Genomic DNA, 13,413 nt, shown 5'->3' with positions numbered 1-13,413 from the left:
GACGTCGTCCGGTCTGAGCACGGCTACCAGCGGGATCTCCAGCCTGTCCACGGGCTTGAGCACGACCAACAGTAACGTCAGCAGTCTCTCGACTTCCACGTCGTCAGGTCTGAGCACGGCGACGAGCAGCCTCGACAGCCTGTCGACGTCCACTTCGAGTGGCCTGAGCACGGCGACCAGTGGGATCTCGAGTCTGTCCACGGGCTTGAGCACCACGAACAGCAACGTGAGCAGCCTGTCGACGTCCACGTCCTCCGGTCTGAGCACTGCGACCAGTGGGATCTCGAGCCTGTCCACGGGCCTGAGCACCACCAACAGCAGCCTGGACAGCCTGTCGACATCTACTTCGAGTGGTCTGAGCACCGCCACCAGCGGCATCTCCAGCTTGTCCACTGGCCTGAGCACCACCAACAGCAACGTCAGCAGTCTGTCGACTTCCACGTCGTCAGGTCTGAGCACCGCCACCAGTGGCATCTCCAGCTTGTCCACTGGCCTGAGCACCACCAACAGCAACGTCAGCAGTCTGTCCACTTCCACGTCGTCGGGTCTGAGCACAGCCACGAGCAGCATCGACAGTCTGTCGACGTCTACTTCGAGTGGCCTGAGCACTGCTACCAGCGGCATCTCCAGCTTGTCCACTGGCCTGAGCACTGCCACCAGCGGCATCTCCAGCCTGTCCACTGGCCTGAGCACCGCGACCAGCGGTATCTCCAGCCTGTCCACGGGTTTGAGCACGACGAACAGCAACGTGAGCAGCCTGTCGACGTCCACGTCGACCGGGTTGAGCACGACCACGAGCAGCATCGATAGCTTGTCGACCGGCCTGAGCACCGCGACCAGTGGTATTTCCAGTCTGTCGACGGGCCTGAGCACCACCAACAGCAACGTGGGCAGCCTGTCCACCGGTCTAAGCTCTGCAACCAGCGGTATCTCCAGTCTGTCGACTGGTCTCAGCACCACCAATAGCAATGTCGGCAGCCTGTCGACTGGTCTGAGCACCGCCACCAGTGGCATCTCCAGCCTGTCGACTGGTCTCAGCACCACGAACAGCAACGTCAGCAGCTTGTCGACGTCCACGTCGTCCGGCCTGAGCACGGCGACCAGCGGTATCTCGAGCCTGTCCACCGGCTTGAGCACCACGAACAGCAACGTGAGCAGCCTGTCGACGGGGCTGAGCTCTGCCACCAGTGGCATCTCCAGCTTGTCGACTGGTCTCAGCACGACGAATAGCAATGTGAGCAGCTTGTCGACGTCTACGTCGACCGGGTTGAGCACGACCACGAGCAGCATCGATAGCTTGTCGACCGGCCTGAGCACCGCGACCAGTGGTATTTCTAGTCTGTCGACGGGCCTGAGCACCACCAACAGCAACGTGGGCAGCCTGTCCACCGGTCTGAGCTCTGCAACCAGTGGCATCTCCAGCCTGTCGACTGGTCTCAGCACCACCAACAGCAATGTCGGCAGCCTCTCGACCGGCCTGAGCACCACCAACAGCAACGTCGACAGCCTCTCCACCTCGACCTCGTCGGGCTTGAGCACCACGACCAGCAGCATCGACAGCCTCTCGACCGGCCTGAGCACGACCAACAGCAACGTCAGCAGCCTCTCGACCTCGTTCTCGACCGGCCTGAGCACCGCCACCAGCGGCATCTTCAGCCTGTCGACGGGCCTGAGCACGACGAACAGCAACGTGAGCAGCCTGTCGACGTCCACGTCGAGCGGCCTGAGCACCGCGAACAGCGGCATCGGCAGCCTGTCCAGTGGCTTGAGCACCGCCAACAGCGGCATCTCCAGCCTCTCGACCGGGCTGAGCACGACGAACAGCAACGTGAGCAGCCTGTCGTCGGGCCTGAGCACGGTCACCAGCAGCGTCGGCAGCTTGTCCACCGGCCTGAGCACGACCAACAGCAATGTCGGCAGCCTGTCCACCGGCCTGAGCACGACCAACAGCAACGTCAGCAGCTTGTCCACCGGCTTGAGCACGACGAACAGCAACGTGAGCAGCCTGTCGACCGGCCTGAGCACGACCAACAGCAACGTCGACAGCCTGTCGACGGGCCTGAGCACGACCAACAGCAACGTCAGCAGCCTGTCGACGGGCCTGAGCACCACCAACAGCAACGTCGGCAGCCTGTCGACCGGCCTGAGCACGACGAACAGCAACGTGAGCAGCCTGTCGACCGGCCTGAGCACGACCAACAGCAACGTCAGCAGCCTGTCTACCGGCCTGAGCACCACCAACAGCAACCTGGACAGCCTGTCCACCAGCGTGGGCGGCGCGGCCAGCGGCATCGCCAGCCTGTCGACCTCGACGTCGACTGGCCTGAGCACGGCCACGAGCAGCATCAGCAGCCTGAGCACGACGGTCAACACGATCAACGACAAGGGCACGAAGTACTTCCACGCCAACTCGACCACCACCGACTCCATTGCCAGCGGCCAGGAAGCGGTGGCGATCGGGCCGCGTACCGAAGCCAGCGGCGCCAACTCCTTCGCCGCCGGCAACGGCGCGAAGGCCACGGCCGACGGCGCGGTGGCGGTGGGCTTCGGGGCGCAGGCCACGGGCACCAACGCGATCGCCATCGGCACCGGGGCGCTGGCTACCGGCTCGCAGGCAATCGGTGCCAACTCCCGAGCGGGCGGTGGTGGCGTGGCGCTGGGCGACCGGGCCGATGCCGGCGGCACGCCACTGAGCGCTGCGAAGAACATCGCGCAAGGCACGGCCATCGGCTTCGGTGCAGTGGTGCAGCAGACCGGCGGCGTGGCGCTGGGTGCGAACTCGGTGGCCTCGACGGCGGCGGGCATGGTCGGCTACGTGCCGGGCAGCGCCAACGCAGAGCAGGCCGCGGCCATCCGGGCCACGACCGGCACGCAGGGCGCGGTGTCGGTGGGCGACGCGGCCAACGGCCAGTTCCGCCAGATCACGGGTGTGGCCGCCGGCTCGGCCGACAGCGACGCAACCAACGTGGCGCAGCTGAAGGCAGCGTCGGCAGCCTCGAAGGCCAGCAGCGTGCAGTACGCCACCAACCCCGACGGGTCGGTGAACTACAACCAGATCACGCTGGGCGCCGGCGAAGCGGCAGGCGGCACGCGCATCAGCAACGTGGCACCGGGCGTGCTGCCGGGCGACGCGGTCAACCTGGGTCAGTTGCAGCAGGTGCAAAAGCAGGTGGGCGACGTGGCGCGCATCGCCTACTCGGGCACGGCGATGGCCTTCGCGATGTCGGGCACCTACCTGCCGACGCTGTACCCGGGCGAGAAGACGATCGGCGTCGGCCTGGGCTCGTACCAGGGCTACAGCGCCGTGGCGCTGACCTTCAAGGCCCTGTCGGACGACGGCAAGATGTCCTGGGGCGCGGGCCTGACCTCCACCGGCAAGGAATGGGGCGTCAACGCGGGCATCGGCTGGAAGTGGAAGTAACAACAAGCACCCACGCCCGCCCCTGAGCGTGCAGCCGCCAGGCTGACGCCCGGCCCCGGTGGCTCCCGCGCCCAGTGCGCGGGAGCCCTTGTTTTTTGGTACACACTTCGGCCATGCGCATCGGTATTTCAGTCCTCTCCCACGCGGGGCAGAACATCTGGGAAAACGGCATGGGACAGAACGTCCTGTTCCTGGCCCGGCTGCTGCAACGCATCGAATTCGTCGAGTCCGTCACGCTCATCGACGCGGGCGACCAGCACGCCATGCCGCCGCAGGTCGACCTGTCGGGCATGGGCCTCACGCTGGGCCGCGCCCGCGAGCTGACCGACGCGCTCGACGTGGTCATCGAAATGGCGGGTGCGCTCGACCTGCAGTGGCTGTCGTACTTCCGCGCCTGCGGCGGGCGCGTGGCCTTCCACGGCGTGGGGCAGCCCTTCGTGGCACTGGCCGAGCCGATCGTCTTTGCCGACAAGGGCCACTTCGGCGCCACCGACCGTTGCGACGAGATCTGGCTGCTGCCCAAGGACGCGGGCTTTGCGCCGATGATGCGCACGCTGCACCGCTGCCCGGTGCACGAGGTGCCGTACCTCTGGTCGCCGCAGTTCCTGGCGCAGCGCGTCGACGAGGTGCAGGCGCAGGGCTTCCGTTTCGGCTACCAGCCGCGCACGGCGGAGCAGCCAGGTTTTCGGGTGGCGATCTTCGAGCCGAACATATCGGTCGTGAAGTCGTGCAGCATCCCGATGCTGATCAGCGACGAGGCCTACCGCGCCAACGCGGAGCACGTTGCGGCGATGCACGTGCTCAACACGCTGCACCTGAAAGACCATCCGACGATGCTCTACCTGGCGAACTCGCTGAACCTCGTGCGCCAGCACAAGGCCACCTTCCACGGACGGCACGACTTCGCGGGGTTCATGGTGCAGCACGCCGACGCGGTGGTGTCGCACCAGTGGCAGAACGACCAGAACTACAGCTACCTCGACGCGCTGTACGGCAACTACCCGCTGGTGCACAACTCGCCCTGGCTGCGCGACGCCGGCTATTACTACCCCGACTTCGACATCGCCGTCGGTGCCGAGCAACTCGCCGCCGCCGTGCGCGGCCACGACACGCAGCTCGACGACTACCGCGCGCGCAGCCAGCGCGTGTTCGACGCGATCGATCCGATGCACCCCGCCAACATCGACGGCTACGCGCAGCGGTTGCTGAACCTGGTCGGTGGCGATCCGGCGTTCCGTGCCGGCAACGCGAAGGTGGCGGTATGAGCGACGTGCAGAACCACACCGCAGGTCCGCGCGCAGCCGCTTCACCGACCCGCCTGAAGGTCGGCGTCTCCATCTTCATCCGCAAGGGCGAGCAGAGCCTGTGGGAGAACGGCGTCTACCAGAACTGCCTGTTCCTCGTGATGCTGCTGCTGCGTTCGCCCTGCGTCGAGCGCACGGTGCTGGTGGCCGGCGGTGGCGACGGCGGTCCGGCCGATGCCACCAACTTCCTGGCCGATTCGCCGGTGCCGATCATCGACATGGCCACCGCCGCGCAAGAGCTCGACCTCATGATCGAGATGAGCGCGCAACTCGGTCGCGACTGGTCGGTGGCGTTCCGCGAGCGCGGCGGAAAAATCGTCTCGATGCGCGTGGGCAACGACTACGTGATCGACATCGAGCGCATGACCTTCAACAAGCCGCACGGCATGCTGGTCAGCGGCGCGCCGTACGACGAGGTGTGGACGCTGCCCGAGTACGAAACCTCCTGCAAGCCGTACTTCGCGAGCACCTTCCGCGCGCCCACCAAGCTCATGCCGCACCTGTGGAGCCCGATGGTGATCGAGAAGGCGATGGCACGCGGCGCAGAAGGCAAGCGCTTCGCCTACGAGCCGGGCCGCAAGCAGTGGCGCGTCGCCATCTTCGAGCCCAACATCTGCATGGTGAAGACCAGCTTCATCCCGATGCTGGGCTGCGAGTCGGCGCACCGCGCGCAGCCGCGCCTCATCGAGAAGATGTGGGTCTACAACAGCTTCCACCTGAAGGACAAGCCGAACTTCGTCGCCTTTGCCCAGAGCCTCGATCTCGTGCGGCACGGTCTGGCGACTTTCGAAGGGCGCTTTCCGCTGTACCAGGTGCTGCCGGGCGCGATCGACGCGGTCTTTGCGCACCACTGGGAGAACGCGCAGAACTACCTCTACTACGAGGCGCTGTACGGCGGCTGGCCGCTCATCCACAACTCGCACCTGATCGGCGACTGCGGCTACCGCTACCACGGCTTCGACTGCGAGGAGGGCGGGCAGGCGCTGCGGCGCGCGTTCGCCGAGCACGACGCCAACCTGCCGGCCTACCGCGAGCGCGCCCGCGCACTCATCGCGAAGCTCGACCCGGAAGGCGAAGAGAACGTGCGCCTCTACTCGGCGGCCATCGAGAGCCTCTACGCGTGAGGACGACACCGATGAACGTCCTCGCCCGATCCACCGTTGCAGCCTGCATGCTCGCGATGGCCGGCAGCGCGCTCGCGCAAGGCGTGCTGGCCCCGCCCGCGGCGCCGCAAGACACGCTCACGCGCGCCGCTGCCAGTGTTGGCATCCAGCGCTGCCTGCCCGCCATCACGCGGCTGGCCTCGCTCACCGTGCAGGGCAGCCGCGCGCACGACGTGCTGCTCGACTGGGACCGCAAGCGCCCCGACGCCGGCCCCGTGTTCTCGCTGGTTGGCATCCAGTACCCGAACGCCGGCGTGGCCGCGTCGATCACCGCCATTCCCGATGACAGCGGTGCCTGCACCGTGGCGGCCGAGCGCATCTCGGTCGCGCCCTTCACCTGCGCCAGCGTGGCCGAGCAGGAACTGAAGAACTACAAGCGCACGCCGCTGCTGCCGATCTACACGGTCTACACCGACGACAAGGAGCCGACCTCGTCGGTCTCGCTGATCGATTCGCCGCCGGGCTGTCTCGTGATCCGCCGCTACGTCGAGTACGGCTGGCGCGACCCGAATGCGCCGATGCCTGCCGCTGCGCCGGCCGCGCCGCAGACGCCGAAACGACGCTGATCCAGGGCTTGCGCGGGCCCATCTCCGACACGCGCGAACGCCCTTGACCGGCCCGGCGCAGGCCTTGGTCGTCCAAGAATGGACGGACGCCGCGCGCTCCGACGCGGCGCAAGGAGACCCCATGCCACTGGCGACCCTGATCGGCCGATGGGCGATGCAGCCTTTCTCCAAAGCCCTGCCACCGCTGGGCGACACCGAGCGCGCCGCGCTCGAGGCCGGCACGGTCGGGTTCGAGGGCCAGCTCTTTGCCGGGCGCCCCGATTTCGATGTGCTCACGGCCGTCGGCCCCAACCAGCTCAGCGCGCGCGAAGAAGCCTTCTTGTCGAACGAGGTGCCCGCGCTGTGCCGCATGCTCGACGACCACGCCATCGACCAGGCGCGCGACCTGCCGCCCGAGGTGTGGCGCTTCCTGCGCGAGAAGCGCTTCTTCGGAATGATCATTCCCGAGGCCTTCGGCGGCCTGGGCTTCGGGCACTACGCGCATGCCACGGTGGTGGCGCGCATCGCGAGCGTCAACGTGGCAACGGCCGTCACGGTGATGGTGCCCAACTCGCTCGGGCCGGCCGAGCTGCTGCTGCGCTACGGCACCGACGCGCAGAAAAACCACTACCTGCCGCGCCTGGCCGACGGCCGCGAGCTGCCTTGCTTCGGCCTGACCTCGCCCTACGCGGGCTCCGACGCTGCCGCGATTCCTGACCGCGGCGTGCTCGTCGAGCGCGAGTTCCAGGGCCGGCGCACGCGCGGCTTCCTGGTCGATTTCGACAAGCGCTACATCACGCTCGCACCGGTCGCCACCGTGGTCGGCCTCGCGTTCCATGCCATCGACGAGAGCCGGCCCGAAGGCCAGCGCGAACTGGGCATCACTTGCGCGCTGATTCCCGTGCCGCACGAGGGCATGGAGATCGGCCGGCGCCACCGCCCGATGGACAGCGCCTTCATGAACGGCCCGATCCGCGGCCGGCAGGTGTTCGTGCCGATGGACTGGGTCATCGGCGGCGAGCCGCAGGTGGGGCAGGGCTGGCGCATGCTGATGGAATGCCTGGCCGCGGGCCGCGCCATCTCGCTGCCCGCGCTGGGCTCGGCCATGCAGCAGACCGCGCTGTACGTGAGCAATGCCTACGGCCAGATCCGCGAGCAGTTCGGCCTGCCGGTGGGCAAGTTCCACGCGGTAGCGGGGCTGGTCGCGCAGATGTCGGCGCAGCTGTATGCGACCGATGCCGCGCGCCGCTTCGCGGCAGCCGCGCTCGACAACGGCGAGCGGCCCAGCGTGGCCAGCGCGATCCTCAAGGTGCAGCTCACCGAGGCCGGGCGCCGCGCGGTCAACCATGGCATGGACATCCTCGGCGGCAAGGGAATCATCTCGGGCCCGTCGAACCTGCTCGGCGTGGCCTACCGGCAGGCGCCGATCGCGATCACGGTGGAGGGCGCGAACATCCTCACGCGCGCGCTCATCGTGTTCGGGCAAGGCGCGGTGCGCTGCCATCCGCATGTGCTCGATGAAATGGCGGCGGTGCAGGCGAAAGACGAAACGGCACTGGGCAAGGCACTCATCGCGCACGGCAAGCACGTGGCGCGCAACCTGTGGCACAGCCTCTTCGGTGCGCCGGTGCTCGGCGATCCGCCCGAGGCGTTGGAGGCCGAAGCGCGGCTCATCGCGCGCATGAGCGCCAAGTACGCGCTCACCGCCGACCTTGCGATGGGGCTGCTCGGCGGCAAGCTGAAGCGCATGGAGTTGCTGTCGGCGCGGCTGGGGGATGTGCTGGCCCACCTGTACCTGGCGAGCGCCTGCGTGTGGCGCTTCCGCGTCGATGCGGCGCCCGAGCTGCTGCCCTTTGCGCAGGCGGCGATCCGGCTGCAGCTGGACGAGGCCGGCAAGATCCTGCGCGACCTGTACGCCAACCTGCCGACGCCGGGGCGGCGCCTGCTCGGCGCGCTGGTGCTGCGCCGCACCGCGCATCTGGCGCCGCTGCGCGACGTGCAGTTGATGGCGCTGGCCGAGCTGCTGCGTACGCGCCCGGACGTGGTCGCGCGCCTCGTGCCCGACCTGGCCGAGCCCGGCCCGGGCGGCCTGCACGACCTGATGCAGGCGATGGCGCTCGGTGCGCGGCTGGGCGACGAAACCGCCGCGCTCAACAAGGTGCTGCGCCGCACGCGCTCGCTCGACGAGGCCGCGCGCTCGGCCAGCGACCCCGCGCTGGCGTTGGCCTACCTGCAGGCGGCCGACAAGGTGATCCAGGTCGACGACTTCGAGGGGCCGGCGCGCAATGCAGATGGCACCGTCGCCGATCTCAACCGCGCGCCTGCTGCGCAGCAGCCAGCGCCGTCAGGGCCGCCGCCGTCTGCTCGTCCGCAGGAAAAAACGACTCCACCGCGAGTTCCTGCAACGTGACGTCCACCGGCGTGCCGAAGATCGTGATGGTGCTGATGAAGCTCAGCACGCCACTCGGCATGACCACCTGGAACGGCACGGCCACGGCCGACAGCGCGGTGTCGAGCAGCGGCGCGTCGTGGCTCACGGCCGGCGGCGGGTAGCCCTCCAGCTCGTCGTGCAGCGCCTGCAGCACGGTGTCGCCGGTGGCGGCGATCTGCTGCTGCAGCCGCTCGAGCAGGTGCGTGCGCCACTGCGCCAGGTTCGCGATGCGCGGCGCCACGCCCTCGGGGTGCAGGCTCAGGCGCAGCACGTTGATCGGCGGCTTCAGCAACTCGGCCGAGCAGCCTTCCATGAGCAGCGGCACCAGCGCGTTGTGCGCGACCAGGTTCCAGTGCCGGTCCACGGCCAGCGCGGGGAAGGGCTCGTGGCCCTTCAGCACCAGGTCGATGGCGCGGCGCGCCGAGGCCATGGCGGGGTCGTCGAGCGAGCGCTGGCGGTACATGGGTGCGAAGCCGGCGGCCACCAGCAGCGCGTTGCGCTCGCGCAGCGGCACGTCGAGGCGCTCGGCCAGGCGCAGCACCATCTCGCGGCTGGGCGCGGCGCGGCCGGTTTCCACGTAGCTCAGGTGGCGGGTCGAGACCTCGGCCTCCTGCGCCAGGTCGAGCTGGCTCAGGCGGCGGTGGGTGCGCCAGTGCCGCAGGTGGGCGCCGAACGGATCGCGCGCGCCGGGAAGGCCGGCGGCGGCGGCCTTGGACGAATGGGTGCGAGGGGTGTTCATGGAGCCGCATTCTGGCGCGACGGCGGCGCGGCGCCATGACCTCCCAGGTCATCGACGCGATCCACGCCCGGCGGAATCATCGACCCCAACGCAGCAGGACTGGCCTGCAGCGTACCCACCCAGGAGATTCACATGTCTGTTTTCGCTTCCCCCCGCTTCCTGTCGAACGTGATGTGGGCCGACGCCGCTTCGTGCGCCGCGACCGGCGCGCTGCAGGTGGCGTTCACCGACGTTCTTGCCGGCCTGACCGGCCTGCCGGCCTGGCTGCTCATGGGCTCCGGCGTGTTCCTGCTGGCCTACGCAGCCGCCGCCGCCTTCATGGCCAGCCGCGCCACGCCGCCGCGCACGCTGATCGGCCTCGTGGTCGTCGGCAACTTCGCCTGGGCCGTGGCCTGCGTGGCGCTGCTGGTGAGCGGCGTGTTCGCGGTCACCGCACTCGGCATGGCCTGGGTGCTGGCGCAGGCGCTGTGCGTGGTCGTGCTGGCCGAGCTGCAATGGACCGGGCTGCGCCGCACCCGGGGCGATGCCCGCATGGCGATGGCCTGAGCGCCTGACCGTCCGCTGCACGCCCGCCCCACCTGTGGGGCGGGCGTTTTCGCTATGAGAACGATAGTTCCGGGAGAGCCCGACAAGGAAGACTGACTACAACGACTGACATTGAACCTCGCTATCCTTGAGGAGCTTCCACGAACACACAGGAGTCCTCTCATGGCCAAAGCCCCGGCGCACGCGTTTGCGTCCACCCTCAAGACCTTCAAGACCGCGTCGGGAAAGTCCGGCAAGTACTGGTCGCTGAAGGAGTTGGCCAAGCAGTACCCGTCCGTGGAGCGCCTGCCGGTGTCGATCCGCATCGTGCTGGAGTCGGTGCTGCGCAACTGCGACGGCCAGAAGGTGTCGGCCAAGCACGTCGAAGAGCTGGCCCACTGGGCGCCCAATGCCGAGCGCACCGACGAAATTCCGTTCGTCGTCACCCGCGTGGTGCTGCAGGATTTCACCGGCGTGCCGCTGCTGGCCGACCTGGCCGCCATGCGCAGCGTGGCCGCCAAGCTGGGCAAGTCGCCCAAGACCATCGAGCCGCTGGTGCCCGTCGACCTCGTGGTCGACCACTCGGTGATGGTCGACTACTACGGCACGCCCAAGGCGCTCGACCTGAACATGAAGCTGGAGTTCCAGCGCAACAACGAGCGCTACCAGTTCATGAAGTGGGGCATGCAGGCCTTCGACACCTTCGGCGTCGTGCCGCCGGGCTTCGGCATCGTGCACCAGGTCAACCTCGAATACTTTGCGCGCGGCGTCTACAAGAGCCCGGCCGACAAGAGCGACACCCCCGTGTACTACCCCGACTCGCTGGTAGGCACCGACAGCCACACCACCATGATCAACGGCGTCGGCGTGGTCGGCTGGGGCGTGGGCGGCATCGAGGCCGAGGCGGCCATGCTGGGCCAGCCGGTCTACATGCTCACGCCCGACGTGGTGGGCTTCGAGCTCACCGGCAAGCTGCGCGAAGGCGTCACGGCCACCGACCTGGTGCTGTACGTCACGGCCATCCTGCGCGGTGAAAAGGTGGTGGGCAAGTTCGTCGAGTTCTTCGGCCCCGGCGCCGCATCGATCGCCGTGCCCGACCGCGCCACCATCGGCAACATGGCGCCCGAGTACGGCGCCACCATGGGCTTCTTCCCGGTCGACGAAATGACCGTGGCGTATTTCGAAGGCACGGGCCGCACCAAGGAAGAGGTCGAGCGCTTCGCCGCCTACTACAAGGCACAGGGCCTGTTCGGCATGCCCGCGCCGGGCGACATCGACTACACCAAGATCGTCAAGCTCGACCTGGGCACCGTGTCGCCCAGCCTGGCCGGCCCCAAGCGCCCGCAGGACCGCATCGACCTGGGCCACCTGTCGACCAAGTTCGCCGAGCTGTACAGCAAGCCCAACGACGCCAACGGCTTCAACCAGCCGGCCGAGAAGCTCAAGCAGCGCTACCCGCTGGTCAGCGCCGGCCAGGGCGGCGACGAAGAGGTGGCGCCGCCGCCCGCTGGTTCGCCGCGCGAACTGGTCGAGATGGTCGCCAACCGCTCCACCAAGGCCGCGGCCCACACCAGCGCCACGGCACCGCCCGCGCCCAAGGGCCAGATCACGATCGGCAACGGCGACGTGCTCATTGCGGCCATCACCTCGTGCACCAACACCTCCAACCCGAGCGTGATGCTCGCGGCCGGCCTCCTGGCCAAGAAGGCGGTGGAAGCGGGCCTGAAGGTGCAGCCGCACATCAAGACCTCGCTCGCCCCGGGCTCGCGCATCGTCACCGAGTACCTCGAGAAGGCGGGCCTGCTGACGTACCTCGAAAAGCTGGGCTTCTACCTCGCGGGCTACGGCTGCACCACCTGCATCGGCAACGCCGGCGACCTCACGCCCGAGATCAACGAAGCCATCATCAAGAACGACCTCATCGGCGCGGCCGTGCTGTCGGGCAACCGCAACTTCGAAGCGCGCATCCACCCGAACCTGAAGGCCAACTTCCTGGCTTCGCCGCCGCTGGTGGTGGCCTTCGCCATCGCGGGCAACGTGCTGACCGACCTCATGACCCAGCCGGTGGGCAAGGGCAAGGGCGGCAAGGACGTGTACCTGGGCGACATCTGGCCCACGCCGAAGGAGATCGACGACAACCTGCGCTTCGCGATGAACGCCAAGTCGTTCCGCGCGAACTACGAGAAGGTGAAGACCGATCCGGGCAAGTTCTGGACGAGCATCAAGGGCACGACCGGCCAGGTGTACGACTGGCCCACCTCGACCTACATCGCCGAGCCGCCGTTCTTCGAAGGCTTCCAGATGCAGCCGCACGCGTCGGACGCGGGCATCCAGGGCGCGCGCGTCATGGCGCTGTTCGGCGACTCGATCACCACCGACCACATCTCGCCGGCCGGCTCCATCAAGGAAAGCTCGCCCGCGGGCATCTGGCTCAAGGCGAACGGCGTGCCCAAGGCCGACTTCAACAGCTACGGCTCGCGCCGCGGCAACCACGACGTGATGGTGCGCGGCACCTTCGCCAACGTGCGCATCAAGAACCTGATGATTCCGCCGGACGCCAATGGCACGCAGGAAGAGGGCGGCGTCACGCTGTTCCAGCCGGGCGGCGAGAAGATGTTCATCTACGACGCGGCCATGAAGTACATGGAAGCGGGCACGCCGACCATCGTGTTCGGCGGCGAGGAGTACGGCACTGGCTCCTCGCGCGACTGGGCCGCGAAGGGCACGCAGCTGCTGGGCATCAAGGCCGTGGTGGCGCGCAGCTTCGAGCGCATCCACCGCGCCAACCTGGTCGGCATGGGCGTGCTGCCGCTGCAGTTCCGCGGCGCCGACTCGTGGCAGACGCTGGGCCTCACGGGCGAGGAAAAGATCGACGTCGTGATCGGCGGCGAACTCAAGCCGCAGATGGACGTGAAGCTGGTCGTGCACCGCGCCGACGGCACGCACCAGGAGGTGACGGTGCGCCTGCGCATCGACACGCCGATCGAGGTCGATTACTACAAGCACGGCGGCATCCTGTCGTTCGTGCTGCGGCAGCTGCTGGCGGCCTGACGGGTTGGGTTTGATCCGCGTCGGGCTCATCTCCGACACCCACGGCCTGCTGCGTCCGCAGGCCGTGGCGGCCTTGCAAGGCAGCGGCGGGCTCAACCCGTCGATGCAACACTTCAGCGACGAATCGAGGTGTTAATTGACGAAGAGCACAGGTCAGCGAGTTCATCCGTCGGCTGCGCAGCAGCGGGAGATATGGAATCGATGGAAGCAAGGCGAGCGGATCGCCGAGATCGC

9 protein-coding genes are annotated in these 13,413 nt (G+C 68.0%); 7 read left to right on the top strand and 2 right to left on the bottom strand.

Annotated features, from left to right (window positions below):
• Positions 1-1,827, bottom strand: a 1,827-nt coding sequence (locus tag AAG801_RS33715; RefSeq protein WP_341892332.1) for a hypothetical protein, incomplete at its 3' end; no start/stop codon positions are given.
• Between AAG801_RS33715 and AAG801_RS33710 the strand changes: the two genes are divergently transcribed.
• From AAG801_RS33710 to AAG801_RS33690, 5 genes are all read left to right on the top strand, one after another.
• A complete protein-coding gene (locus AAG801_RS33710; RefSeq protein WP_341892331.1) occupies positions 1,766-3,421 on the top strand; it encodes a YadA-like family protein in 1,656 nt (551 codons plus the stop codon). The two genes, AAG801_RS33715 and AAG801_RS33710, sit on opposite strands and share 62 nt — an antisense overlap.
• 113 nt (positions 3,422-3,534) lie before the next feature.
• A complete protein-coding gene (locus AAG801_RS33705; protein ID WP_341892330.1) occupies positions 3,535-4,686 on the top strand; it encodes a DUF2827 domain-containing protein in 1,152 nt (383 codons plus the stop codon).
• Positions 4,683-5,849: a DUF2827 domain-containing protein gene (locus AAG801_RS33700; RefSeq protein ID WP_341892329.1), complete on the top strand. Its 1,167-nt coding sequence runs from the start codon at positions 4,683-4,685 to the stop codon at positions 5,847-5,849. The genes AAG801_RS33705 and AAG801_RS33700 overlap by 4 nt, the downstream gene beginning before the upstream one ends.
• A gap of 11 nt (positions 5,850-5,860) precedes the next feature.
• The gene (locus AAG801_RS33695) at positions 5,861-6,454 is read left to right on the top strand and encodes a hypothetical protein (RefSeq protein ID WP_341892328.1); all 594 of its coding nucleotides are present in this window, start codon (positions 5,861-5,863) and stop codon (positions 6,452-6,454) included.
• Positions 6,455-6,575: 121 nt separating this feature from the next.
• Positions 6,576-8,843, top strand: coding sequence for an acyl-CoA dehydrogenase (locus AAG801_RS33690; RefSeq protein WP_341892327.1), 2,268 nt, complete (start codon positions 6,576-6,578; stop codon positions 8,841-8,843).
• On the opposite strand, the gene AAG801_RS33685 is transcribed toward AAG801_RS33690, so the two are convergent.
• Positions 8,743-9,603, bottom strand: coding sequence for a helix-turn-helix transcriptional regulator (locus AAG801_RS33685; protein ID WP_341892326.1), 861 nt, complete (start codon positions 9,601-9,603; stop codon positions 8,743-8,745). The genes AAG801_RS33690 and AAG801_RS33685 overlap by 101 nt on opposite strands.
• Positions 9,604-9,735: 132 nt before the next feature.
• Between AAG801_RS33685 and AAG801_RS33680 the strand changes: the two genes are divergently transcribed.
• Both AAG801_RS33680 and AAG801_RS33675 read left to right on the top strand, forming a co-directional pair.
• A complete protein-coding gene (locus AAG801_RS33680) occupies positions 9,736-10,149 on the top strand; it encodes a hypothetical protein (RefSeq protein WP_341892325.1) in 414 nt (137 codons plus the stop codon).
• 162 nt (positions 10,150-10,311) lie between these two features.
• Complete coding sequence (locus AAG801_RS33675; protein WP_341892324.1) at positions 10,312-13,179, top strand: aconitate hydratase; 2,868 nt, start codon at positions 10,312-10,314, stop codon at positions 13,177-13,179.
• Positions 13,180-13,413: the final 234 nt, after the last annotated feature.

This window comes from Variovorax sp. YR752, assembly GCF_943372545.1.
The sequence above is the reverse complement of the archived record's forward strand: the minus strand, read 5'-3'. Positions and strand labels throughout refer to the sequence as shown.

Excerpts from the sequence above, each read along its gene's own strand:
- AAG801_RS33705 (WP_341892330.1), top strand. The coding sequence starts at position 3,535 with ATGCGCATCGGTATTTCAGTCCTCTCCCACGCGGGGCAGAACATCTGG.
- AAG801_RS33700 (WP_341892329.1), top strand. The coding sequence starts at position 4,683 with ATGAGCGACGTGCAGAACCACACCGCAGGTCCGCGCGCAGCCGCTTCA.
- AAG801_RS33695 (WP_341892328.1), top strand. The coding sequence starts at position 5,861 with ATGAACGTCCTCGCCCGATCCACCGTTGCAGCCTGCATGCTCGCGATG.
- AAG801_RS33690 (WP_341892327.1), top strand. The coding sequence starts at position 6,576 with ATGCCACTGGCGACCCTGATCGGCCGATGGGCGATGCAGCCTTTCTCC.
- AAG801_RS33685 (WP_341892326.1), bottom strand. The coding sequence starts at position 9,603 with ATGAACACCCCTCGCACCCATTCGTCCAAGGCCGCCGCCGCCGGCCTT.
- AAG801_RS33680 (WP_341892325.1), top strand. The coding sequence starts at position 9,736 with ATGTCTGTTTTCGCTTCCCCCCGCTTCCTGTCGAACGTGATGTGGGCC.
- AAG801_RS33675 (WP_341892324.1), top strand. The coding sequence starts at position 10,312 with ATGGCCAAAGCCCCGGCGCACGCGTTTGCGTCCACCCTCAAGACCTTC.